This is a genomic window from Salmonella sp. NW645 (genome assembly GCF_051703725.1).
GTDB lineage: Bacteria > Pseudomonadota > Gammaproteobacteria > Enterobacterales > Enterobacteriaceae > Salmonella > Salmonella enterica.
The window spans coordinates 346,730-370,747 of record NZ_JAMMKR010000001.1 but is presented as its reverse complement, the minus strand read 5'-3'; the positions used below and the strand labels follow the sequence as shown (position 1 = coordinate 370,747).

27 protein-coding genes and 1 riboswitch are annotated in these 24,018 nt (G+C 52.8%); of the genes, 14 read left to right on the top strand and 13 right to left on the bottom strand.

Annotated features, from left to right (window positions below; translation table 11 throughout):
- The first annotated feature begins 46 nt into the window (after positions 1 to 46).
- Entirely contained in the window at positions 47 to 856 is an 810-nt protein-coding gene (rlmA, locus tag NA389_RS01835) for a 23S rRNA (guanine(745)-N(1))-methyltransferase (protein ID WP_000010936.1), read from the top strand.
- Here the strand turns inward: rlmA and mntP are convergent.
- The 5 genes from mntP to manX all read right to left on the bottom strand — a co-directional run bounded on the left by mntP (position 853) and on the right by manX (position 5,031).
- Positions 853 to 1,419, bottom strand: a complete 567-nt coding sequence (gene mntP / locus NA389_RS01830; protein ID WP_001518359.1) for a manganese efflux pump MntP — start codon at positions 1,417 to 1,419, stop codon at positions 853 to 855. The two genes, rlmA and mntP, sit on opposite strands and share 4 nt — an antisense overlap.
- 111 nt (positions 1,420 to 1,530) lie before the next feature.
- Positions 1,531 to 1,632, bottom strand: a riboswitch (yybP-ykoY riboswitch).
- Positions 1,633 to 1,828: 196 nt separating this feature from the next.
- Positions 1,829 to 2,287, bottom strand: coding sequence for a DUF986 family protein (locus NA389_RS01825; RefSeq protein ID WP_000156280.1), 459 nt, complete (start codon positions 2,285 to 2,287; stop codon positions 1,829 to 1,831).
- 58 nt (positions 2,288 to 2,345) lie between these two features.
- On the bottom strand, positions 2,346 to 3,197 hold the full coding sequence (locus NA389_RS01820) for a PTS mannose transporter subunit IID (protein WP_001518647.1): 852 nt from the start codon (positions 3,195 to 3,197) through the stop codon (positions 2,346 to 2,348).
- Between the two features lie 12 nt (positions 3,198 to 3,209).
- Positions 3,210 to 4,010, bottom strand: coding sequence for a PTS mannose transporter subunit IIC (gene manY, locus NA389_RS01815; protein ID WP_000406918.1), 801 nt, complete (start codon positions 4,008 to 4,010; stop codon positions 3,210 to 3,212).
- A 52-nt stretch (positions 4,011 to 4,062) separates the two neighbouring features.
- Positions 4,063 to 5,031, bottom strand: a complete 969-nt coding sequence (gene manX, locus NA389_RS01810) for a PTS mannose transporter subunit IIAB (RefSeq protein WP_000150523.1) — start codon at positions 5,029 to 5,031, stop codon at positions 4,063 to 4,065.
- Positions 5,032 to 5,183: 152 nt separating this feature from the next.
- Between manX and NA389_RS01805 the strand changes: the two genes are divergently transcribed.
- Together NA389_RS01805 and yoaE are read left to right on the top strand one after the other, a co-directional pair.
- Positions 5,184 to 5,516: a protein YoaL gene (locus NA389_RS01805; protein WP_011233029.1), complete on the top strand. Its 333-nt coding sequence runs from the start codon at positions 5,184 to 5,186 to the stop codon at positions 5,514 to 5,516.
- The gene (gene yoaE / locus NA389_RS01800; protein WP_000421820.1) at positions 5,504 to 7,063 is read left to right on the top strand and encodes a CNNM family cation transport protein YoaE; all 1,560 of its coding nucleotides are present in this window, start codon (positions 5,504 to 5,506) and stop codon (positions 7,061 to 7,063) included. The genes NA389_RS01805 and yoaE overlap by 13 nt, the downstream gene beginning before the upstream one ends.
- 21 nt (positions 7,064 to 7,084) lie before the next feature.
- Here yoaE and NA389_RS01795 read toward each other — a convergent pair whose 3' ends face one another.
- The 4 genes from NA389_RS01795 to pabB all read right to left on the bottom strand — a co-directional run bounded on the left by NA389_RS01795 (position 7,085) and on the right by pabB (position 12,398).
- Positions 7,085 to 8,686 (bottom strand): EAL domain-containing protein, encoded by a 1,602-nt coding sequence (locus tag NA389_RS01795; protein ID WP_001192517.1) that lies wholly within the window; start codon positions 8,684 to 8,686, stop codon positions 7,085 to 7,087.
- 137 nt (positions 8,687 to 8,823) lie between these two features.
- On the bottom strand, positions 8,824 to 10,188 hold the full coding sequence (gene sdaA, locus NA389_RS01790; RefSeq protein WP_000624273.1) for an L-serine ammonia-lyase: 1,365 nt from the start codon (positions 10,186 to 10,188) through the stop codon (positions 8,824 to 8,826).
- A gap of 263 nt (positions 10,189 to 10,451) precedes the next feature.
- The gene (locus NA389_RS01785; RefSeq protein WP_000381544.1) at positions 10,452 to 11,030 is read right to left on the bottom strand and encodes a CoA pyrophosphatase; all 579 of its coding nucleotides are present in this window, start codon (positions 11,028 to 11,030) and stop codon (positions 10,452 to 10,454) included.
- A 3-nt stretch (positions 11,031 to 11,033) separates the two neighbouring features.
- The gene (gene pabB / locus NA389_RS01780) at positions 11,034 to 12,398 is read right to left on the bottom strand and encodes an aminodeoxychorismate synthase component 1 (RefSeq protein ID WP_000978447.1); all 1,365 of its coding nucleotides are present in this window, start codon (positions 12,396 to 12,398) and stop codon (positions 11,034 to 11,036) included.
- A gap of 80 nt (positions 12,399 to 12,478) precedes the next feature.
- On the opposite strand from pabB, the gene NA389_RS01775 reads away from it, so the two are divergent.
- Positions 12,479 to 12,658 (top strand): YoaH family protein, encoded by a 180-nt coding sequence (locus tag NA389_RS01775; RefSeq protein ID WP_000457328.1) that lies wholly within the window; start codon positions 12,479 to 12,481, stop codon positions 12,656 to 12,658.
- Positions 12,659 to 12,663: 5 nt separating this feature from the next.
- Here NA389_RS01775 and NA389_RS01770 read toward each other — a convergent pair whose 3' ends face one another.
- Positions 12,664 to 13,008, bottom strand: coding sequence for a RidA family protein (locus NA389_RS01770; protein ID WP_000029550.1), 345 nt, complete (start codon positions 13,006 to 13,008; stop codon positions 12,664 to 12,666).
- A gap of 130 nt (positions 13,009 to 13,138) precedes the next feature.
- On the opposite strand from NA389_RS01770, the gene NA389_RS01765 reads away from it, so the two are divergent.
- The 5 genes from NA389_RS01765 to rnd all read left to right on the top strand — a co-directional run bounded on the left by NA389_RS01765 (position 13,139) and on the right by rnd (position 19,545).
- Entirely contained in the window at positions 13,139 to 15,049 is a 1,911-nt protein-coding gene (locus NA389_RS01765; RefSeq protein WP_000128796.1) for an ATP-dependent DNA helicase, read from the top strand.
- Positions 15,050 to 15,106: 57 nt separating this feature from the next.
- On the top strand, positions 15,107 to 15,802 hold the full coding sequence (tsaB, locus tag NA389_RS01760; RefSeq protein ID WP_001221017.1) for a tRNA (adenosine(37)-N6)-threonylcarbamoyltransferase complex dimerization subunit type 1 TsaB: 696 nt from the start codon (positions 15,107 to 15,109) through the stop codon (positions 15,800 to 15,802).
- Positions 15,803 to 15,873: 71 nt separating this feature from the next.
- Complete coding sequence (locus NA389_RS01755) at positions 15,874 to 16,455, top strand: Slp family lipoprotein (RefSeq protein ID WP_000290594.1); 582 nt, start codon at positions 15,874 to 15,876, stop codon at positions 16,453 to 16,455.
- Positions 16,456 to 16,659: 204 nt separating this feature from the next.
- A complete protein-coding gene (fadD, locus tag NA389_RS01750; protein ID WP_000758418.1) occupies positions 16,660 to 18,345 on the top strand; it encodes a long-chain-fatty-acid--CoA ligase FadD in 1,686 nt (561 codons plus the stop codon).
- Positions 18,346 to 18,417: 72 nt separating this feature from the next.
- Entirely contained in the window at positions 18,418 to 19,545 is a 1,128-nt protein-coding gene (gene rnd, locus NA389_RS01745; RefSeq protein ID WP_001109124.1) for a ribonuclease D, read from the top strand.
- Positions 19,546 to 19,666: 121 nt separating this feature from the next.
- On the opposite strand, the gene minE is transcribed toward rnd, so the two are convergent.
- From minE to minC, 3 genes are read right to left on the bottom strand one after another with little or no spacing between them, the layout of a single operon-like run.
- Positions 19,667 to 19,933: a cell division topological specificity factor MinE gene (gene minE / locus NA389_RS01740; RefSeq protein ID WP_001185666.1), complete on the bottom strand. Its 267-nt coding sequence runs from the start codon at positions 19,931 to 19,933 to the stop codon at positions 19,667 to 19,669.
- Between the two features lie 3 nt (positions 19,934 to 19,936).
- Entirely contained in the window at positions 19,937 to 20,749 is an 813-nt protein-coding gene (gene minD, locus NA389_RS01735) for a septum site-determining protein MinD (RefSeq protein ID WP_000101047.1), read from the bottom strand.
- Between the two features lie 23 nt (positions 20,750 to 20,772).
- Entirely contained in the window at positions 20,773 to 21,480 is a 708-nt protein-coding gene (gene minC, locus NA389_RS01730) for a septum site-determining protein MinC (protein ID WP_000072527.1), read from the bottom strand.
- 125 nt (positions 21,481 to 21,605) lie between these two features.
- Between minC and NA389_RS01725 the strand changes: the two genes are divergently transcribed.
- From NA389_RS01725 to NA389_RS01705, 5 genes are all read left to right on the top strand, one after another.
- Positions 21,606 to 21,899: a YcgL domain-containing protein gene (locus tag NA389_RS01725; RefSeq protein ID WP_001667230.1), complete on the top strand. Its 294-nt coding sequence runs from the start codon at positions 21,606 to 21,608 to the stop codon at positions 21,897 to 21,899.
- Between the two features lie 49 nt (positions 21,900 to 21,948).
- Positions 21,949 to 22,608: a fumarylacetoacetate hydrolase family protein gene (locus NA389_RS01720; RefSeq protein WP_001519895.1), complete on the top strand. Its 660-nt coding sequence runs from the start codon at positions 21,949 to 21,951 to the stop codon at positions 22,606 to 22,608.
- A 92-nt stretch (positions 22,609 to 22,700) separates the two neighbouring features.
- Entirely contained in the window at positions 22,701 to 23,147 is a 447-nt protein-coding gene (locus NA389_RS01715; RefSeq protein WP_001285703.1) for a YcgN family cysteine cluster protein, read from the top strand.
- Between the two features lie 351 nt (positions 23,148 to 23,498).
- The gene (locus NA389_RS01710; protein WP_001519337.1) at positions 23,499 to 23,636 is read left to right on the top strand and encodes a hypothetical protein; all 138 of its coding nucleotides are present in this window, start codon (positions 23,499 to 23,501) and stop codon (positions 23,634 to 23,636) included.
- 192 nt (positions 23,637 to 23,828) lie between these two features.
- Positions 23,829 to 24,002: a GnsA/GnsB family addiction module toxin gene (locus NA389_RS01705; protein WP_001083582.1), complete on the top strand. Its 174-nt coding sequence runs from the start codon at positions 23,829 to 23,831 to the stop codon at positions 24,000 to 24,002.
- Positions 24,003 to 24,018: the final 16 nt, after the last annotated feature.

The window sequence follows — 24,018 nt, the reverse complement described above, 5'->3', positions numbered from 1 at the left end:
ATTCGCGTTACACTTGCGCCCTTTAGCGCCCCAGTCCGGAGTTGTCATGTCGTTTACCTGTCCGCTTTGCCATCAGCCGCTTACGCAGATGAATAACAGCGTTATATGTCCACAGCGCCATCAGTTTGATGTGGCGAAAGAGGGCTACATCAATCTGCTGCCGGTACAGCATAAACGTTCGCGCGATCCGGGCGACAGCGCCGAAATGATGCAGGCGAGGAGAGCGTTTCTTGATGCGGGCCATTATCAGCCGCTGCGCGATGCCGTGATTAACCTGTTGCGCGAGCGGCTGGATCAGTCGGCCACGGCGATTCTGGATATCGGCTGCGGCGAGGGGTATTACACTCATGCTTTTGCCGAGGCGTTGCCGGGAGTCACCACGTTTGGACTGGACGTTGCTAAAACGGCGATCAAAGCGGCGGCGAAACGCTATTCGCAGGTGAAGTTTTGTGTGGCGTCAAGCCATCGACTGCCCTTTGCCGATGCGTCAATGGATGCGGTGATCAGAATCTACGCCCCGTGTAAGGCGCAGGAATTGGCGCGCGTGGTGAAACCTGGTGGTTGGGTCGTTACCGCCACGCCGGGGCCGCATCATCTGATGGAACTAAAAGGGCTCATTTATGATGAGGTGCGTTTACATGCGCAGTATACCGAGCAGCTCGACGGATTCACATTGCAGCAGAGTACCCGCCTTGCTTATCACATGCAGCTCACCGCCGAAGCGGCTGTAGCACTGTTGCAAATGACGCCATTTGCCTGGCGCGCCAGGCCAGAAGTGTGGGAACAACTGGCCGCCAGCGCCGGACTTAGCTGCCAGACGGATTTCAACCTTCATCTCTGGCAGCGTAACCGTTAACCGTGAAAATGCGTCCAGAGGATCTGGACGCCAATTCCTATCAGTACGACCCCGCCGAGAATTTCAGCACGCTTACCCAGCATTGGGCCGATAAAGCGACCGATCATCATTCCGAGGGTGGACATGATAAGCGTGGCGCAACCGATAGCTAATGCGGTTGCGATGATGTTTACCTGCAAAAACGCCAGACCGACGCCAACCGCCATCGCATCAAGGCTGGTCGCGATAGCCGTCGTGACTAATAGCCAAAAGCTGTGGCGACGTAACGGTGTTTCATCTTCATCACTACCGCCGCGGATACCTTCGATGATCATGCGTCCGCCCAGAAAGATCAGCAGAACAAAGGCTATCCAGTGGTTCCATTCCAGAACGAATTTACTCGCCAATATCCCCAGCCCCCAGCCGATTAACGGGGTCAGCGTTTCAACCGCGCCAAAGATAAGGCCGGTACGCAACGCTTCTGAGAATTTGGGTTTATGTAGGGTGGCGCCTTTGCCAATTGATGCCGCGAAAGCATCCATCGACATGCCGAAAGCGAGAAGAACAGTAGCAGTAAAGTGCATGACAACGTCCTGACCGGGGTATCCATTAAACACATCACTGCCCCCAGCAAACATGCATGTCGCCATTCTGTGACGAAATACACAGCAGTTGATGCGCCTATGGTCTCGCCTGACCAGCGGCGGCTGGTCCGTACGCGCCACGTTTTGCAACGAGTATGTTGACGCGTACATTTCCGGAGTCTGGAAATCGGCTACTCCCCAATTGACGGCGCAACATTAACATATTTTTAGAATATAAAACAACAGCGATAAAATATTATTTGTCTTCTAATTGAAAACGATTTTCATTTAGATTTATTCATCAATAAAACGTTAAATTAAATAACAATTGGTCAATAGAAAATATAGCCTTAGCTATATTATGATTCGAAATAAAATTCGAAAAATATAGTTGAGGCTATATCTTAGATTATTGATTTTCAATAAGAAGTTTATATATTTTTTCCAGATCGTCGATATTGCGTACACGGATAAGCAAGCGTCGTTGTTCTAATTGCATCACCAGTACGCCGTCTTCCGATAAATTCATCTCTTTAATACGGTTATATTCTATCCAGACATTGGCGAAGAAAAAGCCACGTTGTTTAAAGATGATCCGTGGCGTGCGGATCCAGAATATATAAAACCCCATTAACGCCAGCGCGCTTAATAACCATGTGGTCATCTGCGCTCCGTGGCTGGTTACGTTGTTATAAATAAGGATGGCGACCAGCCCAACGAAGATAACGCTGTCTACGCGACCACGGCGGAGCAGGGCTATAGAAAGCAGAGTGGGGCCATTGCGACGGGGCATGATGAACTGATCGTAGAGAGCGTAAGCCAATAATGCGGCAATAAAGAGAATCAGCACCAGGTCCGTGATAGTCATTTATCCTCCAGAGAAATAAAAAAACGGGGCCGTTTGGCCCCGGTAGTGTACAACAGCCTTACTGGCCCAGCAGTCCTACGGAGTAGCCGGCGATACCAATGACGAAGAAGCCCACGATAATCCACAGCGGGTTAACTTTCTTACGCAGCAGCCACATACAGGCAAAGGTCAACAGTAGCGGAACCAGCCCCGGCATCAGCTGGTCGAGAATGGTTTGCACGGTGGTAACGCGTGTCTGACCATCCTGACCGGTGATGGTGGAGACCACCAGCGGGATATTCACATGCGTCCACTTGTTAACCAATGCCCCCATGACAAACAGGCCGAGGATTGACGCCCCCTCAGTCAGTTTTTGCAGGAAGCCGCCGCCCATATCTTTAACGATATCGACGCCTTTGCGGTAGCCATAAGCCACGCCATAATAACGGGTCGCCAGACGCACCAGGTTAAACAGGATGAAAAACAGCAGCGGACCAAGCAGGCTGCCGCTCATCGCAATACCTGCGCCCAGCGCCGCGAATACCGGACGGACGGTACCCCAGAAGATAGGGTCGCCGACGCCTGCCAGCGGTCCCATCAGACCGACTTTGATACCGTTGATAGCGCCATCGTCAATCTCTGCGCCGTTCGCACGCTTTTCTTCCATTGCCAGGGTCACGCCCAGTACCGGCGCCGCAACGTAAGGATGAGTGTTAAAGAACTCCAGGTGACGTTTAATCGCCTGTTTACGCGCGTCATTATTCTCCGGATACAGGCGACGAATCGCCGGCACCATAGAGAAGCAGAAGCCCAGCGCTTGCATACGTTCGAAGTTCCATGACCCCTGGAACAGGTTAGAACGAAGAAATACGCCGCGAATATCGCTCGGAGTGAGTTTTTTCTCGGTGGTAGTTTTAGTCATATCAACCATTTCGCTCACCTGTTAGTCCAGTTCGTTATCGAGATCGTTATTGCCAGCAGCCGCTGCAGGCGCGCCCGCTACACGGTTGTATTTCGGGCTCAGCTGGATGTAAAGAATAGCCATCACTGCGCCGATGACACCCAGTGCGACCAGGTTGAAGTTTGTGAAAGCCGCGGTGACGAAACCGAGGTAGAAGAACGGCATCAGGTAGCCTGCGCGCATCATGTTGATAACCATCGCATAACCAACCACGACGATCATGCCGCCGGCGATGTTCAGACCGCCTGTGACGACTTCAGGAATCGCATTCAGCATTCCCTGTACTTCGCTGGTGCCTACGGAGATGGCAACGATAACCGCCGGGATAGCGATACGCATTGCCTGCAGGAACAGAGAAGAAACGTGCAGCCAGGAGAGCGCCGTCAGGTTGCCGTTTTCAGCCGCCTTGTCCGCCGCGTGCTGGAATGCCACGGTGATGGTACGAACGATAATGGTCAGTACCTGGCCTGCCGCCGCCAGCGGAATCGCCAGCGCGATACCGGCGCCAATGCTTTGATGCCCGGCGATGACCAGAACGGTAGAGATGATGGACGCCAGTGCGGCATCAGGCGCAACGGCAGCACCGATGTTCATCCAGCCCAGAGCGATCATTTCCAGAGTACCGCCGATGATAATACCGGTTTTCATGTCCCCCAGAACGGCGCCGATTAAGGTACAGGCGATCAGCGGACGGTGGAACTGAAATTCATCAAGTACCGACTCCATACCTGCGATACATGCGACGATGAACACCAGCACAATCTGAAGAGTGGTAATCTCCATTGTACTTCTCCTATTGCTATCTTAAGTGTGAAAGCTAATTAAATGCCGGCGGTTATTTCGCCACTTTGGCAATTAAATCCATCATTTTCAGTTTCGGATCGGTGGAAACTTTACGCACCTCAAGCTCGATGCCGCGCTCGTTGAGCTTTTTAAAGGCTTCGATATCCTTTTCATCGACGGAAACGGCGTTGTTCACCTGCGTTTTACCTTGACGGTAGGCCATACCGCCAATGTTCACGGAGGTGACTTTCACGCCGCCCTCAACGATGCGCTCGACGTCGGTAGGATTGGTAAACAGAAGCATCACGCGTTCGCCGGCGTATTTCGGGTTATTGTAGACGCGAATCATCTTCGCGACGTCAACCACATGCGCCGTAACGCCCGGCGGCGCAACTTGCGTCAGCAGCGTTTTACGTACGGTATCCGCCGCGACTTCATCGCTCACAACAATAATACGGCTGACATTGGTCTCTTTGGTCCAACGGGTAGCGACCTGACCGTGAATGAGGCGGTCATCAATACGGGCAAGCCCGATAACCATATAATCATTCGGGCCCATCGGTTTTGCCGGCGTGGCCGCTTTTGGCGCGGCGGCGACTGGCGCTGGCGCGGCTTTTTCTACCGGTTTCGCTTTCAGCGCTTTTACGCCTTCACGACCGGTTTCTACCGCCAGTGCGACCAGCTCGTCAAAGCTCGGATCGTCGTCACGAGCCATAAACGTTTCGACCAGCATCGGGATGTTGACGCCGGCAATAACTTCATAGCGCTCTTTATCGACGACAATGCGGCTGGCAGCATTAAACGGACTGCCTCCCCATGTATCAACGAGAAATAGCACGCCTTTACTGGTATCGAGTTTAGCCAACTGAGCGTTGTACTTTTCGATCAGCGTTTCGGCATTTTCGCCTGGAACGAAATCGATCCAGCCGACGTTTTCCTGCTCGCCTAACAGCATTTCGGCTGTTTTAAGTAACTGCTCTGCAGCCCAACCATGTGTGCCTATAACAATAGCAATGGTCACTTGCTACCTCCTTTATTATTGTCAACACATCAACTTGACAGATGTATTTTTTGAATCGCCGTCCGCAAGCGAATCGATTCAGATGAGGGTTACAACGAAAAACGCATGATTTTCGTGAATTATTTTAGATATCGAAAAAAATATTTTGTGTGATGGAGATCCGTAATTTTGTTTTCGATAATGAGAAATTTCGAAGTGTAAAATATCCTGGTTACATCTCTTTGCAAAGGAAGGTAAATCTTTGCCAAAAACCAGTTGTCTCTGTTATGTTTAGCTTCCGTTTAATTAGAATGGGGTATAGGGCAGCAGCCCGTTGTATGGATCGTCACCGACGTCATTTCACTCTTTGGCCGTTTTGCGCCTGTCAATCTGGCATATCTTGCCATAGCCTTACTTTGTTTATTGCGTTACCGCCTGCATCCTTTGAGATGTTGTGGGCGCCGTTTAGTCATTCCTTAAGCAGGAGCTTGTCATGGAATTATTAATGGATCCCTCAATTTGGGTGGGTTTACTCACGCTCGTCGTCCTGGAAATTGTCCTGGGTATCGATAACCTGGTCTTTATCGCGATCCTCGCCGATAAATTACCGCCAAAGCAGCGTGACAAAGCGCGTCTTATCGGGCTCTCGCTGGCGCTGATTATGCGACTGGCGCTGCTGTCCATTATTTCGTGGCTGGTGACCTTAACAAAGCCGCTCTTTACCGTCTGGGATTTTACCTTCTCCGGCCGCGATTTAATTATGCTGCTGGGCGGTATATTCCTGCTGTTTAAAGCGACCACCGAGCTGCATGAACGTCTGGAAAACCGCGAGCATGACACCGGACACGGTAAAGGCTATGCGAGCTTCTGGGTGGTAGTCACGCAGATTGTCATCCTGGATGCGGTCTTCTCGCTGGACGCCGTGATTACGGCGGTAGGTATGGTAAACCATCTGCCGGTTATGATGGCGGCGGTGGTGATTGCGATGGCGGTGATGCTACTGGCGTCAAAACCGCTGACCCGTTTTGTCAACCAGCATCCGACGGTGGTGGTGCTCTGTCTGAGCTTCCTGCTGATGATCGGCCTGAGCCTGGTGGCGGAAGGGTTTGGTTTCCATATTCCGAAAGGCTACCTGTACGCGGCAATTGGTTTCTCGATCGTTATCGAGGTGTTTAACCAGATTGCGCGCCGCAACTTTATTCGTCATCAGTCCACGTTGCCGCTGCGCGCGCGTACTGCGGACGCTATCCTGCGTCTGATGGGCGGTAAACGCCAGACGAGTACGCAACATGAGACGGATAGCCCGGCCGCGATATCGGTATCGGAAGGCGCCTTCGCCGAAGAAGAACGCTACATGATTAACGGCGTACTGACTCTGGCGTCGCGCTCCCTGCGCGGCATTATGACGCCGCGAGGCGAAATTAGTTGGGTGGATGCGAATCTCAGCGTAGCTGAAATCCGTCAGCAGTTACTCTCTTCTCCGCATAGCCTGTTCCCGGTATGTCGGGGCGAGCTGGATGAAATTATCGGTATCGTTCGGGCGAAAGAGTTGCTGGTGGCGCTGGAAGAGGGCGCGGACGTTGCGGCTATCGCCGCGTCTTCTCCGGCGATAGTGGTGCCGGAAACGCTTGATCCTATCAATCTGTTAGGCGTTTTGCGTCGCGCGCGCGGCAGTTTCGTTATCGTCACTAACGAGTTCGGCGTGGTGCAGGGGCTGGTTACGCCGCTGGATGTGCTGGAAGCGATTGCCGGTGAGTTCCCGGATGCCGATGAAACGCCGGAAATCGTTGCCGATGCCGAGGGCTGGATAGTGAAGGGCGGCACCGATCTCCATGCGCTACAGCAGGCGCTGGAAGTTGACCATCTGGTGAACGAAGAGGGCGATATTGCGACGGTCGCGGGGTTAGTGATCGCCGCTAATGGCCATATTCCTCGTGTTGGCGATGTCATTGATGTTCCGCCCCTGCGGATCACCATTGTCGAGGCCAACGACTATCGTGTCGATCTGGTTCGGATTGTTAAAGAACAGCCTGCCCACGACGAAGAGGAATAACGTCACACGCAGGAATCAAGTCTATAGATGCGGCATAACGGACATAATCTGTCCGTTATGCCGGGCGGGCGGCGGCGCGCTGCCCGCCCGCCACTGTGGAAATTCGCTAATGGGCATCGGCTTCGCATAGAGATAGCCCTGTAACATTTGCACGCCATGCTGGCGCAAATGCTGTGCCTGCGTCTGGTTTTCGACCCCTTCCGCCACCAGTTCAATATTCAGTCTCTGCCCTAGCGCGATAATAATATCGGTCACCGTTGAATTGACCGCATCGGTACCGATGGCGGCGGTGAAGGATTTATCGATTTTCAAAATATCCGGCCGCAGTTTTTCCAGCCAGGAGAGCGAGCTGTTTCCTGTGCCAAAATCATCGATGGCTAACTTCACGCCTTTACGATGCAGCTCGCGCATCAGGCGGTAATCAACGTCAAGCAACGCGTCGCGTTCCGTGAGCTCCAGCACCAGTTGCTGAACAGGTTCCGCACTAAACCAGTACTGATTAAGATCTTTGAGAAGCACGCCGTGTCGGAAATGGCTTGCCGCCACATTGATGCCGATATGAAACTGATGGTTGATGGGGAAGTAGTGCCGCTGCCGAATGGTTTCCGCAATCACATAGCGGGTCAGCGGCGCTATCAGGTTATGCTCCTCGGCGATAGGAATAAAAACATCCGGTGAGATCCAGCCCTGGCGCGGGTTATTCCAGCGTAACAGGATCTCAACGCCGGTACACTGCTGCGTGCGGGCATTAAGCAACGGCTGACAAAATAGCTCAAACTCCCGTTCGGCAAGGGCCAGATTAATCTCCCAGGAAAAGCTCATTCTGCTGGCCGTCGCCAGCCAGGCGATATAACCGATCAACAGGCTAAGCAATACGGCCAGGGGTAACTGTGTCGGGAGATGTTTGAACGCCAGTACGCCTGCCGACGGCCCGCTGACGCTGATAGTAAAAGGGAAATGCCGCGATGAAAGCTGGTAACGCTCTTCATCTTTTTTTAATTCCGGAAGAGTATCGACCACGCCCCGACCATATAACAGGTGCCGTTTGCCGACCGTCAGGCTGGCGCTGGTAATTTGCGGCTGCTGTGGCTCAAGTAGCATGGTCGTCAGCAAGCCAATATTCACAATTTCCATCACGCCATCCTGACCATCGGCAGAGGCGGGATACCACTGAATGAGGATCGGGCTTCCCTTGAGTAACGAGTGATCCGTGGAAAGTAGCAGCAGATCGCCGGCTGCGGGAAGATCAGGCTGAAGCTGGCGTATGGGAGTATTGCGGGCGCCAAAAATGCTTGAGCAGTAGAGAATTCCCTCTTTTACCAGCCCGATAGAACGAATGGTTTGCAGGCGGGCGGCTTGCTTACGCAACGGCAAATGTGCGGTCGCGCACGGAAGCTCAAGTAAGGGTAGCAGTATGTTTCGTCCGACCAGGAGAGGATGCAGCACATTATCCAGCGCATCAACGGCATGATTCGCAAATGCAACCGTGCGATGGTGATTTAAGTTCCGCTCCGAAATAAATCGGATGCTCAGCGTAAGAATGAGCGTGACCAGTGCACAAATCGTGCAAACAATGAAACGATTACGGCGATAATGATTGATGATCCGTTGTGCTGTTTGCATGCGGGCCGCCCAATAAGCGTTGGCGACAAAAGCCAACCGCGACACAGCAAGTGTAGTGGGGAAACGTGGAGTCGACGAGGAAGAGATAAAAATTTCGCCCATCCGTAGCAGATGGGCGAAGGGAGGGGAAACGGCGTTTAATCACACTGGACTTTAATGGCCAACCCGCCGCGCGATGTTTCGCGGTATTTTGCGTTCATGTCTTTTCCGGTCTCGTACATCGTTTCGATGACTTTATCCAACGAGACGCGCGGCGCGCTGGTTCGACGCATAGCCATACGCGCAGCATTGATCGCTTTAACTGAAGCAATGGCGTTACGCTCGATACACGGTACCTGCACCTGACCGGCAACCGGGTCGCAGGTCAGCCCCAGGTTATGCTCCATGCCGATTTCAGCGGCAACGCAAACCTGTTCCGGGCTGGCGCCCAACAGTTCAGCAAGGCCTGCCGCCGCCATCGAACAGGCGACCCCGACTTCGCCCTGACAGCCGACTTCCGCGCCGGAAATAGACGCGTTCATCTTATACAGCGCGCCAATAGCGCCAGCCGCCAGGAAGTAGCGGGTGTAAATATCCGGGCTGACAGACTCAATAAAATGGTCGTAGTAAGCCAGTACCGCAGGAACGATACCGCACGCGCCGTTGGTTGGCGCCGTCACGACGCGGCCGCCTGCGGCGTTCTCTTCGTTCACCGCCAGAGCAAACATGTTCACCCAGTCAATGACGTTCATCGGATCGTTGGAAAGCTTATCGCTGGAAACCAGCATACGACGTAGCGCAGAGGCGCGACGCGGTACGCGCAGCGGCCCCGGCAGCACGCCTTCGGTATTCATACCGCGATCAATACAGGCCTGCATGGTCTGCCAGACGTGACCGAAATACTCTTCAATCTCTTTCTTGCTATGCAGCGCCAGTTCGTTTTGCATCACCATGCCGGAGAGTGAAAGGCCGGTACTGTTGCAATACTCCAGCATTTCTTTCGCCGATTTAAACGGATAAGGTACAGTAACCTCATTCGTCGCTTCCTGGCCGAAATGCGCTTCATCAACGATAAAGCCGCCGCCGATGGAATAGTACGTCTTGCTATAAATGACCGTGTCGTCATGCCAGGCGTGGATCTGCATCCCGTTTTCATGCAGCGGCAAATTGCCGTTGTGAAAACGCATTCCGTCATCTTTCGGGAAGTCGACTTCGTGACGTCCCTGGGCCAGTAACAGACGCTCGCGCGTTTCGACGTCGCGAATAAAACCGGGGATACTATCAATATCCACGGTAGCGGGTTCATTACCCGCCAGACCCATAATAATGGCGATATCGGTATGGTGACCTTTCCCCGTCAGCGACAGCGAGCCGTAGACATCGACAGCGACGCGGGTAACGTTATCCAGTAATCCTTTTTCGACCAGGTCATCGACGAACTGTTTACCGGCCTTCATCGGGCCAACAGTGTGGGAAGAGGAGGGACCAATCCCTACCTTAAACATGTCGAATAGGCTAATCACGATAATACTCCTGACAGGGCAACCGGGGCTTCCGGTTACGATGTTATAACTGCGCATAGTGTAAGAGGGAACGCTGGCATCAGCTTAACTATTCACATGAATTAAACTAATGAATAACCGCGTTTTTACTAATATTGCGACAGTAATCTCAAGTCGTGTCTTGCGCACGTAAAGTTAAGTATATACACGTTGCCCTTCAGGCTGCCTCTTTGGGGGAGGCGATTGTTACCGCCTTGAGGTAACGTGAATGGCGTTGTGTACAGTCAGGGCTTCACGCCGATTTGCAGCGCCAGCTCACGAAGAATGTTTGCGGTCATGCCCCAGACGAAATAATGCTCATACCAGGAGAGCCATACGCGGTGCGAATTGCCGCGACGGTAAACATCAAGCGGATGATATCGACCCAGTTGCAACGCTTGCGCCAGCGGCATTTCAAACACCGCAGACACTTCGTCTTCACTGGCGCGCCAGGGGAGATTTGGCGGAATAATGCCGACCACCGGGGTGACCTGAAAACCGGTCACGCTGTCTACCGGCGGTAAAACGCCAATCACTTCCACGGCTTGCGGCGGGATGGCGACTTCCTCCTGCGCTTCGCGAAGCGCTGCGGCGATAAGCGAAGCATCGGTACTGTCCACGGCCCCGCCGGGAAAGGCGACCTGTCCGGCGTGTTTGCGCAAATGAATAGCCCGCTGGGTCAACAGCAGCCCCGGCTGGGGGCGGCGAACCACAGGGATCAGTACGGCGGCCTGACGTTGATTCAACGTTTCATGAGTCATCTGCGGGCGCAAAAGCTGAAAGCGCGATAAGAAATGATCGAGCGTCAGACGGCTGGTATCCACGTATTAGTTCTCCAGTGGGTGCAGGATACGATTAACTTTATCAAAAGTTTCCTGATATTCCGCTTCTTCGTTGCTATCGGCCACGATACCGCCGCCGGCTGAGCAATAGAGTTGGCCCTGCGTTGCCGTGACGGTGCGGATAGTAATACTGGTATCCATCTTGCCGCAGAAACTCAGATAACCGATGCTACCGCACCAGGCGTTGCGTCGCTGCGGCTCCAGTTCGTCGATAATTTCCATTGCCCGCACTTTAGGCGCGCCGGTAATGGAGCCGCCGGGGAAAGCCGCGCGCAGCAGGTCGGTAGCATGAAGCGAGTCCGGTAAACGGGCGGTAATAGTGCTAACCAGATGGTGAACGGCAGGAAATGGTTCGACGACGAACAGTTCCGGCACTTTCACCGAACCCGGCACGGCGACCCGGCCAATGTCGTTACGCATCAAATCGACGATCATCAAATTTTCAGCGCGATCTTTCATTGAGTTGGCCAGTTTCTGCGCCTGCTGACGATCCGCCTGCGGATCGTTAAGCCGTGGGAGCGTACCTTTGATCGGGCGCGTCTGAATATGACCATTCTCCAGTTGGATAAAACGCTCGGGAGAAAGGCTCAATATGGCGCCGTCATGTAAACGAAGAAAGGCGCTGAACGGGGCGCGATTGGCGCGGTTAAGGTGTTCGAAAGCCTGCCACTCATCACCCTCGTAGCTCGCCTGAAAACGCTGGGAAAGATTGACCTGATAGCAGTCCCCGCTGTGCAGCCAGGCCTGCACCTGACGAAACTTTTCGCCATACTCGCAACGCGTCATATTGGATTGCCAGGCCGAGGTAAGCTTGAAGGGCGTTCGGGTCGGCGCGCGCTGGCCGGTGAGCCAGCGATATCGGGCGTCTGCATCGTGATAGCTTATCAGCGACACTACCTGTTTATGGTGATCGACAATCAGCGCCCAGTCGTAAAGGCCAATCGCCATATCGGGTAAAGCGATATCGCGCGCGGCAGTATCGGGCAGAATTTCGAAACGCCGCCCTAAATCATAACCAAACAGACCCAACGCGCCGCCCTGAAAGGGTAAGTCAGGGTCAGGCTGAGGATGAAAAGGCAGCGCCTCCAGTTGAGTCTGCAAAACGTGTAACGGATCGTCGAGAGTGACGGTGGACGTGCGCGCAGTACATACCGTGGTTTCCTGCGCGCGCGTGGTCAGTGTGGTGACAGGATCGGCGACCAGAATATCAAAACGGTTATAGGGATGAATAGCATCACCTGAATGCAGCAGCATCGCCCAGGGCAAATGGTTTACGGGCGCAAAATAGTGTTCAGCGGCGTCCGGACGCCAGGGTAAGGTGATAACAGTGGGAGATAACGTCTTCATCATTCCTGACTCGTTACAACACTACTGGCTTACCGCCGGGTAGCGTGAAATAATTAGCGCTAACAATTTAGCAGGAGTTAATCATGTTTGCAGGTTTACCTTCACTCAGTCATGAACAACAGCAAAAAGCCGTAGAACGTATCCAGGAATTGATGTCGCAAGGTATGAGCAGCGGAGAAGCGATTGCCCAGGTGGCGGGCGAACTTCGCGCCAACCATACCGGCGAACGGATAGTGGCGCGTTTTGAGGATGAAGACGAATAATCGGCTTATACCGCCGCGACAATCTTAATCTCAACTTTATATTTCGGGTTCATCAACCCGGCCTGTACGGTACAGCGTACCGGCGCATGGCCTGCGACGACCCACGCATCCCACGCCTTATTCATGGCGGCAAAATCCGCTTTATCGCTCAGGAAAATAGTGGCATCCAGAATACGTGACTTACTGGAGCCCTGTTTTTCCAGCACCGCATCAATTTGCGCCAGAGTATTCGCCGTTTGCTCAAAAGCATCGGCGTCCAGGTTTTCCGGCACGCCGGTATACCACAGCGTATTATTGTAGATCACCACATCAGACCAACGATCTTCGGCATCAATACGCACGATAGACATTACTTATTCCTCATTTGCTTTTCATTTGAATGGTTCAAGACTGCCACAATGTGGCGCCGCCGTCACCTCTGTAACTGGCGTAAGCCTTTCTACCCTGACATAATCCCTGTGCAAATTAACAGGGGGCAGTGTGACGGACGATTTTGCAGCAGATGGCCAACTGGCCAAAGCGATAACTGGCTTTAAACCGCGCGAACCACAGCGGCAAATGGCGGTTGCCGTAACACAAGCGATTGAAAATGCGCAGCCTTTGGTTGTTGAAGCCGGCACCGGAACCGGGAAGACCTATGCTTACCTCGCTCCGGCGTTGCGCGCCGGGAAAAAAGTCATTATTTCGACCGGGTCGAAAGCGTTGCAGGATCAACTCTACAGCCGCGATCTGCCGACGGTAGCAAAAGCGTTGGCGTTTACCGGTAAGACGGCCCTGTTGAAAGGACGTTCAAACTACCTCTGCCTGGAGCGTCTGGAACAACAAGCGCTGGCGGGCGGCGATTTACCGGTACAAACGTTAAGCGACGTGATATTGCTGCGCTCCTGGTCAAATCAGACGCAGGATGGCGATATCAGCACCTGCGTCAGCGTGGCGGAGGATTCCCAGGCCTGGCCGCTGGTCACCAGTACCAACGACAACTGCCTTGGCAGCGATTGCCCGCTCTACAAAGAGTGCTTTGTGGTGAAAGCGCGTAAAAAGGCGATGGACGCGGATGTGGTGATTGTAAACCACCACCTTTTTCTTGCGGATATGGTGGTTAAAGAGAGCGGGTTTGGCGAACTTATCCCTCAGGCTGAAGTAATGATCTTCGATGAAGCCCACCAACTGCCTGACATCGCCAGCCAGTATTTCGGACAATCGCTCTCCAGCCGTCAGTTGCTGGATTTAGCAAAAGACATCACCATCGCCTACCGGACGGAACTGAAAGACACTCAACAGTTGCAAAAATGCGCCGATCGCCTTGCCCAGAGCGCCCAGGATTTTCGTCTGCAACTGGGGGAGCCCGGCTACCGGGGAAATTTGCGTGAACTGTTAGCCGACCCACGTATCCAACGGGCATTTTTACTGCTGGATGATACGCTGGAGCTTTGTTACGACGTGGCGAAGCTGTCGCTGGGCCGTTCGGCGCTGCTGGATGCGGCTTTTGAACGCGCCACGCTATACCGCTCACGGCTGAAACGCTTAAAAGAGATCAATCAGCCGGGATACAGCTACTGGTATGAGTGCACCTCGCGCCATTTCACCCTGGCGCTGACGCCGCTCACCGTGGCGGACAAATTCAAAGAGGTGATGGAACAGAAGCCCGGTAGCTGGATTTTTACCTCGGCCACGTTGTCGGTAAATGATGATCTTCACCACTTTACCGCCCGTCTGGGAATTGAACAGGCAGAATCCATGCTGCTGCCCAGCCCATTCGACTATACGCGCCAGGCGTTACTCTGCGTACCGCGTAACCTACCGCAAACCAACCAGCCCGGCGCGGCGCGACAGTTGGCGGCTATGCTCAGGCCGATTATCGAAGCCAATAACGGGCGATGTTTTATGCTGTGCACCTCACACGCCATGATGCGCGATCTGGCGGAGCAGTTTCGCGCCACCATGACGCTGCCGGTATTGTTGCAAGGGGAAACCAGTAAAGGCCAACTGTTACAGCAATTTGTTAGCGCCGGCAACGCGCTGCTCGTCGCCACCAGCAGCTTCTGGGAAGGGGTGGACGTGCGCGGTGATACGTTATCTTTGGTGATTATCGACAAATTGCCGTTTACCTCCCCGGACGACCCGCTGTTAAAAGCGCGAATGGAAGACTGTCGTTTGCGCGGCGGCGATCCGTTTGATGAGGTTCAACTGCCCGACGCGGTGATTACGCTGAAGCAGGGCGTAGGGCGGCTGATTCGCGATGCGGACGATCGCGGGGTGTTAGTGATTTGTGATAACCGGCTGGTGATGCGGCCCTATGGCGCCACGTTTCTCGCCAGCCTGCCTCCTGCGCCGCGCACGCGTGATATCGCCCGTGCCGTTCGCTTTCTTGCGATTCCATCCGCCGAGTAATTTGTTACGGAGTATGGTAAGATGCGCGCTATTTTATTGATCTAAGCACGAAACCTCATGCGAATTCTGGCTATCGATACCGCCACAGAGGCCTGTTCTGTCGCCCTGTGGAACAACGGTACTATCAATGCTCACTTTGAGCTTTGTCCACGAGAACACACTCAACGTATCCTGCCCATGGTGCAGGAGATTCTGGCCGCCAGCGGCGTCTCGCTCAATGAGATAGATGCGCTGGCGTTTGGGCGCGGTCCGGGCAGCTTTACCGGCGTGCGTATCGGCATTGGTATTGCGCAAGGGCTGGCGTTAGGGGCAAATCTGCCGATGATCGGTGTTTCGACGCTTGCCACGATGGCGCAGGGCGCATGGCGTAAAACCGGCGCAACCCGCGTACTCGCCGCGATTGACGCGCGGATGGGCGAAGTGTACTGGGCGGAATACCAGCGTGATGCGCAGGGCGTCTGGCAGGGCGAAGAGACGGAAGCGGTGCTGAAACCGGAACGGGTCGGCGAGCGGTTGAAACAGCTTTCCGGCGAGTGGGCGACCGTAGGAACGGGTTGGTCCGCCTGGCCCGATCTGGCGAAGGAGTGCGGCCTGACGCTTCATGATGGGGAGGTGTCGCTCCCGGCAGCGGAAGATATGTTGCCCATCGCCAGTCAAAAGCTGGCGGCAGGAGAGACCGTTGCCGTGGAACATGCCGAGCCGGTTTATTTGCGTAACGAAGTGGCGTGGAAGAAACTTCCCGGCAAAGAATGACTCTCACTACTATTACCCCCCATACTTTATGCTGTGGGGTGGAATAGAGGTCGAGAAAAAGGAGTCGCATCATGGCGGTTCAAAAACGGTTAATAAAAGGGGCGCTGGCGTGCGCTTTTGCGCTTATGCTGAGCGGTTGCGTGACTATCCCGGATGCCATTAAAGGTTCGAGTCCGACGCCGCAGCAGGATTTGGTGCGGGTGATGAATGCGCCGCAGCTCTATATCGGGCAAGAGGCGCGTTTTGGCGGCAAAGTTGTGGCGGTACAAAATCAGCAGGGAAAAACCCGGCTTGAAATCGCGACCGTACCGCTCGACAGCGGCGCGCGTCCTGTTCTGGGCGAAGCCTCGCGCGGCAGAATTTTTGCCGATGTGAACGGTTTTCTGGACCCGGTGGACTTCCGTGGCCAGTTAGTTACCGTTGTCGGCCCGATAACTGGCACGGTTGACGGTAAAATCGGCAATACGCCGTATAAATTTATGCTGATGCAGGCTACCGGCTATAAACGCTGGCATCTTGTTCAGCAGGTCGTCATGCCTCCACAGCCGATCGATCCGTGGTTTTACGGCGGACGCGCCTGGCCTTATGGCTATGGCGGTTGGGGGTGGTATAACCCTGGACCCGCAGAGGTTCAGACGATAGTAACAGAGTAACTCTTTGTTTTATCAATAAAAGAAACAGCGGCTGGTCCGCTGTTTCTGCATTCATAGAGACATAATAAAAATAAATAGTGACGCGCTTCGCAACCTTTCAGTTGCGTAATTAATAAACTGGTACGCTGAGTTAATATAATGTTAACGACTTGTTTATTAACTGGGGTTGTGATGACGACGAACACTCATTTTAGAGGTGATGCATTGAAGAAGGTTTGGCTTAACCGTTATCCTGCTGATGTTCCGGCGGAGATCAACCCTGACCGTTATCAATCCCTGGTTGAACTGTTTGAACATGCGGCGACGCGCTATGCCGATCAGCCTGCGTTCGTCAATATGGGGGAGGTAATGACCTTCCGTAAATTAGAAGAACGTAGTCGGGCATTTGCGGCTTATTTACAACAAGGGCTGGGACTCAAAAAAGGCGACCGTGTGGCGCTGATGATGCCAAACCTGTTGCAGTATCCTGTCGCGCTATTTGGTATTTTACGCGCCGGCATGATTGTGGTGAACGTTAACCCGCTGTACACGCCGCGCGAACTTGAGCATCAGCTTAACGATAGCGGCGCGGCGGCAATCATTATTGTTTCTAACTTTGCCCATACGCTGGAAAAAGTGGTCGAGAAAACGTCGGTACAGCACGTTATTCTGACGCGGATGGGCGACCAGCTTTCTACCGCCAAAGGTACGGTCGTTAACTTTGTCGTGAAATACATCAAGCGTCTGGTGCCAAAATACCACTTGCCAGATGCGATCTCGTTTCGCAGCGCGCTACAGCATGGCTACCGTATGCAGTATGTCAAACCCGAGGTTGTCGCTGAAGATCTGGCTTTCCTGCAATATACCGGCGGTACGACGGGCGTAGCGAAAGGCGCGATGTTGACCCACCGCAATATGCTGGCGAATCTGGAGCAGGTGAAAGCGACCTATGGGCCGCTGCTGCACCCGGGGAAAGAGCTGGTAGTGACCGCGCTGCCGCTGTATCACATTTTTGCCTTAACCATGAACTGTCTGCTTTTTATCGAGTTGGGTGGGCAAAACCTGCTGATTACCAATCCGCGTGATATCCCCGGCCTGGTCAAGGAGCTGGCGAAATATCCATTTACGGCGATGACTGGCGTTAATACGCTATTCAACGCTCTGCTCAATAATAAAGAGTTTCAACAGCTGGATTTTTCTTCGCTGCATCTGTCAGCCGGCGGCGGGATGCCGGTACAAAATGTCGTTGCGGAACGTTGGGTAAAGCTGACCGGGCAATACCTGCTGGAAGGCTACGGGCTGACCGAGTGCGCCCCGCTGGTGAGCGTCAACCCGCATGATATTGATTATCACAGCGGCAGTATCGGCCTGCCAGTACCTTCAACAGAAGCCAAACTGGTGGATGACGATGACAACGAAGTCGCGCCGGGTGAGGCCGGAGAGCTTTGCGTGAAAGGCCCGCAGGTTATGCTGGGATACTGGCAGCGTCCTGACGCGACGGATGAAATCATTAAAGATGGCTGGCTGCATACGGGCGATATTGCGGTTATGGATGAAGACGGCTTTCTGCGGATTGTCGATCGTAAGAAAGATATGATTCTGGTTTCTGGTTTCAACGTTTATCCAAACGAAATTGAAGATGTGGTGATGCAGCATTCTGGCGTGCAGGAAGTCGCGGCGGTTGGCGTGCCTTCCGGTAGTAGCGGCGAAGCGGTGAAGCTTTTTGTGGTTAAGAAAGATCCGGCATTGACTGACGATGCGTTGATCACCTTCTGCCGTCGCCATCTGACCGGATATAAGGTGCCCAAACAGGTCGAGTTTCGCGAGGAATTACCAAAATCTAACGTTGGGAAAATTTTACGACGAGAACTGCGTGACGAAGCCCGTGGCAAAGTAGACAATAAAGCCTGAGCGTTAAGTCAGCTAACGAGAGACGCCGGTTAAGCCGGCGTTTTTTTTGGCGCGAACCAAAGAGAACACGATTTGAATTACCAAATGATTGAAACGGACGATGCGCTGGCGAGCCTGTGTGAAGCTGTCCGCGCATGTCCGGCTATTGCTTTAGATACGGAATTTGTCCGTACCCGCACCTATTACCCGCAGTTAGGATTGATCCAGTTATTTGACGGGGCAAATGTCGCCCTGATCGATCCGCTCGGCATCAGCGACTGGTCGCCGTTAAAAGCGGTGTTGCGCGATACGGGAATCACCAAATTTCTGCACGCGGGTAGCGAAGATCTGGAAGTATTTCTGAATGCGTTTGGCGAACTGCCGGAACCCCTGATTGATACGCAAATTCTGGCGGCGTTTTGCGGGCGTCCGCTGTCGTGGGGGTTTGCGGCGATGGTAGAAGAGTATACGGGCGTGGCGCTGGATAAAAGCGAATCTCGTACCGACTGGTTAGCCCGGCCTTTAAGCGAGCGTCAGTGTGAATACGCGGCGGCGGATGTCTGGTATCTGTTACCGATCGCTAAAAAGCTGATGATTGAAACTGAAGCCGCAGGATGGCTGCCTGCCGCGCTTGATGAATGCCGATTGATGCAGCAGCGTCGTCAGGAGATTCAGGCACCGGAAGAAGCATGGCGGGATATCACTAATGCCTGGCAACTGCGTACCCGCCAGTTAGCCTGTCTGCAACTTTTAGCTGACTGGCGGCTACGTAAGGCGCGTGAGCGCGATATGGCGGTGAACTTTGTTGTGCGTGAAGAAAACCTGTGGGCGGTCGCGCGTTATATGCCGGGCAGTCTCGGTGAGCTGGATAGCCTGGGGCTTTCCGGCAGCGAGATTCGTTTTCACGGCAAGACGTTGATATCGCTGGTGGCGAAAGCACAGGCGTTACCGGAAGAGGCATTGCCGGAGCCCCTGTTGAATCTGATGGACATGCCGGGCTATCGCAAAGCGTTTAAGGCCATCAAAGCGCTGGTGGCGGAGGTGAGCGCGTCGCATCACGTCAGCGGCGAGCTACTGGCATCGCGTCGGCAGATTAATCAGTTACTTAACTGGCACTGGAAATTAAAACCGCAAAATGGGCAACCGGAATTGATTTCCGGCTGGCGCGCCGAACTGATGGCGGAGAAGTTAACTCTTCTGTTGCAGGAGTATCCGCGTTAACGACGGTAATTGCCGGGAAAACGGCCAGTGAAATAAATGTCCGTATTCGGAATAATGTAAAAAAATAAAAAAGGCAGATTCTTCTGCCTTTTTTAATCCAGGAATTTTCCCATAAAAGAGCTTATTTTGACTCTTCGGCTTCCGGCAGCGTTACGTTAAGTTCAAGGATGGAGATATCACCATCTTTTTGCTCAAGCTGGACGGTAACCATTTCCGGATCGATTTGTACGTATTTACAAATGACCTCAAGAATATCTTTACGTAACTGCGGTAAATAATGCGGTTCGGCATCGCTACGGCGACGTTCCGCGACAATGATTTGCAACCGCTCTTTTGCAATATTAGCGGTACTCTTTTTCCGCGAGAGAAAAAAATCCAGTAATGCCATAATTTATCCTCCGAACAGGCGTTTGAGGAAACCTTTCTTCTCTTCTTCAATGAAGCGGAAAGGACGTTCTTCTCCCAACAGACGATCTACGGTATCTGCATAGGCTTTACCCGCATCCGCAGTGGCGTCAAGAATCACCGGTTCGCCCTGGTTAGATGCGCGCAGTACGGATTGATCTTCCGGGATCACCCCGACGAGTTTAATACGCAGAATCTCCAGTACATCTTCCATGCTGAGCATGTCGCCTTTATTTACGCGGCCTGGATTGTAGCGCGTCAACAGAAGATGTTCTTTAATCGGTTCTTCGCCATTTTCTGCGCGACGAGATTTCGATGCCAGAATACCCAGAATACGGTCCGAGTCACGGACAGAAGAGACTTCCGGGTTAGTCGTGATGATCGCTTCATCGGCAAAATAGAGCGCCATCAGCGCCCCGGTTTCGATACCCGCCGGCGAGTCGCAAACGATGAACTCAAAGTCCATCGCTTTCAGTGAGTCCAGTACCTTAGCGACGCCTTCGCGCGTTAGCGCGTCTTTATCCCGGGTCTGCGACGCCGGAAGAATGAAGAGATTTTCAGTACGCTTATCTTTGATCAGCGCCTGATTCAGTGTCGCATCGCCCTGAATGACGTTTACAAAATCGTAAACGACACGACGTTCGCACCCCATAATCAGATCGAGGTTACGCAGTCCGATATCAAAATCAATGACGACAGTTTTCTTTCCCTTCTGGGCCAAACCTGTAGCGATGGCCGCGCTGGAGGTGGTCTTGCCAACGCCCCCTTTACCCGAAGTAACAACAATAATGCGTGCCATAAAAATTCCTTGTTAAAAAGGGATCAATTCAACGGTTGAACTGTCAAAGCGTTGTCTGCTAAACGCAGGCGCGCCGCTTTGCCATAAAATTCTGCCGGGATTTTATCACTCAGCCAGTAAACACCTGCGATAGAGACCAGTTCTGCCGTCAGATGGGTACAAAAAATTTGCGCTTCCCGATCGCCGCTCGCTCCTGCCAGCGCGCGACCTCTCATCATGCCATAGACATGGATATTGCCGTCAGCGATAAGCTCTGCGCCAGCGCTGACGTGACTTGTAACAATCAGATCACATTGTGGAGCATAAATGCGCTGACCGGAACGAACCGGAACATCAATTAATCGCGTTTTTGTGATGGGATTAGCGTTTTGCGGCGGTTCGCTGGGCGTTGCCGGCTCAACGGGCGCAGGCCGAACCGCTTTCTCTTTACCTTCAGTCAGTAAAGGAAGACCCATCCGATCGATTTCTACTTTCAGGCTGGCGTCTTTACAGCCGCTCACGCCGATAATGCGTAAGCCGGTTGAGGTCACGATCTTATGCAGTTCCGGCCAGTTTACCGGGCTTTCAAGACCGCTAACGTTAATAACGACAGGGGCGTGTTTTAAAAACGCAGGAGCCTGCGCTATTTTGTCTTCTAACGCCTGACGAATAACCTCTGGTTCCGCTTCATGCAAATGAACCACTGATAAGGTGAAGCTACTGCCTTTAAGCTCGATTGGCGTGTTTGACATCCTGGCCTTACTCAATTTGCTATTTATCATCTCCGATACGGAGTGATATTCCGAAGTCCAGAAGGCATGTTATAGTCAGTATTATATTGAGGCAAGTCACCATCCCGTTAATTCAGAGTAAAAGTATGTTTTGTGTGATCTATAGAAGTAGCAAGCGCGATCAAACCTATTTGTATGTCGAAAAAAAAGACGATTTTTCGCGGGTGCCTGAAGCGTTGATGAAAGGATTCGGTCAGCCGCAGTTAGCGATGATGCTGCCGCTTGATGGACGTAAAAAATTAGTCAATGCCGAGCTCGAAAAAGTAAAACAGGCGTTAAGCGAGCAGGGCTATTATTTACAATTGCCGCCGCCGCCGGAAGATTTGCTGAAACAACATCTTTCTTTGGTGGGACAAAATACGTCGCACGCTGACCGTTAAACGGTATTCGGCGCCGCGCCTGAATTCCATCATGATCTTAGGGGAAAATATGTATCAACATCGTAACTGGCAAGGTGCCTTGCTTGATTACCCGGTAAGTAAAGTGGTCTGCGTGGGCAGTAATTACGCAAATCACATCAAGGAGATGGGCAGCGCGACGCCGGAAGAACCCGTGCTTTTTATCAAGCCGGAAACCGCATTGTGTGATATTCGCCAGCCGCTGGCGATTCCGGCGGATATGGGCGCTGTTCATCATGAAGTTGAGCTTGCTGTGCTGATTGGCGCAACGCTCCGCCAGGCGACCGAAGATCATGTACGTAAAGCGATAGCTGGTTATGGCGTGGCGCTTGATTTAACCCTGCGCGATATTCAAGGGAAAATGAAAAAGGCCGGACAGCCCTGGGAAAAAGCCAAAGGTTTTGATAACGCATGTCCGATTTCAGGCTTCATCCCTGTCGCGGCCTTCTGCGGCGATCCGCAAAATACGGTTATCGGACTTAACGTTAATGGCGAGGTTCGCCAGCAAGGGTCGACCGCGGATATGATTCATCCTATTGTGCCCCTTATCGCCTATATGAGCCGCTATTTTACGCTCAAAGCCGGGGACGTGGTGCTAACCGGCACGCCGGCAGGCGTGGGGCCATTATTAAGCGGCGATGAGCTGGACATTCGTTTTAATGGCGAAACGTTGTCTACCCGCGTTCTGTAAAATCTGCTTGCCGCCTTCAGCGGCGGTAAAACTTGCATCTGCAGGCCAGACTGGTTATAAGGTGCAGCTTTAGTGCAATGGCGGATACTTTAATGAGCGATACACCTTTCTGGCAACGTAAAACCCTGGATGAAATGACCGATGCCGAGTGGGAGTCGCTGTGCGATGGCTGCGGTCAATGCTGCCTGCATAAGCTGATGGATGAAGATACAGATGAAATCTACTTCACCAACGTGGCGTGCAGGCAATTAAATATCAAAACGTGCCAGTGCCGTCATTATGAACGCCGTTTTGAATTTGAACCCGACTGTATCAAACTCACTCGCGAAAACTTGCCAGACTTTGAATGGTTGCCGATGACCTGCGCCTACCGTTTGTTAGCGGAAGGTAAGCCCTTGCCGACGTGGCATCCGCTACTTACTGGATCGAAAGCCGCTATGCATGGCGAGCGAATTTCTGTCCGTCATATCGCGGTTAAAGAATCTGAAGTACGGGACTGGCAGGATCATATTTTAAATAAACCGTCGTGGGCAGAATAAGTCTTCGGCAAAACGGCTGATTGTTTACAATTCTTTAATTTACGCCGGGCGACCCCTGAAACCAGGAATTGCGTGCAAATTCCGTCACCTGGCGTTATCACCGCCTTCTGTTCCTCCCTGACGCGCCTTGTCGCTGCGCTCGCGCACGTATGGCGGCGACTCTATACTTTCAAAGCAGTATATCGCTGCCTATCCTGAGGAGTTACCCCATGAATAACCAACCGTTGCGCGTTTCAAAGGATCAGCCCAGGAAGCCTGATAAGACACCCGAAGACGAAGGAAAAAATCCAAAGAAAAACCAAAAGTAGTGCTGTAGGGTATCTTTAATAACTATGGTTCGTTGGAGGCTTTATGTCTGAACGTCCTGATTTAGTCGATCCATTACCAGAGGATGAGCCGCTTCCTGGTGAAAATATTCCGGATACACCAGAGGGAGACGATCCTCTCGACCCGGATACCCAGAATGAGGTTGAAGATCCTCGTAGATAGCGTCTTGTGCTATTAACCAACCGCCTGATGCACCGTCTGTGCCAGGCGGTTTTTTGCATCTTCTAAAGCGAAACATCCTGATAATCCTCAGAAAGATAGCCTATAATTTTTTGTACGTTAAAATAGTAGCGCGTCCATGACGACACTGTCTTATTTGCGCTTAGCCGTTTGCGAGTTCAAAGGAGGAAATCAATGAACAGCGAAGAGTTGACACATAAAGCAGAAGAGGAAATCGCGGCACTCATTAGCAAAAAGGTTGCCGAACTACGGAAGAAAACCGGGCAAGAGGTTTCCGAAATAGAGTTCGCGCCGCGAGAAACGATGAAAGGGCTTGAGGGATACCACGTTAAAATTAAACTACTCTAGCGTTTAATTAGCGCCA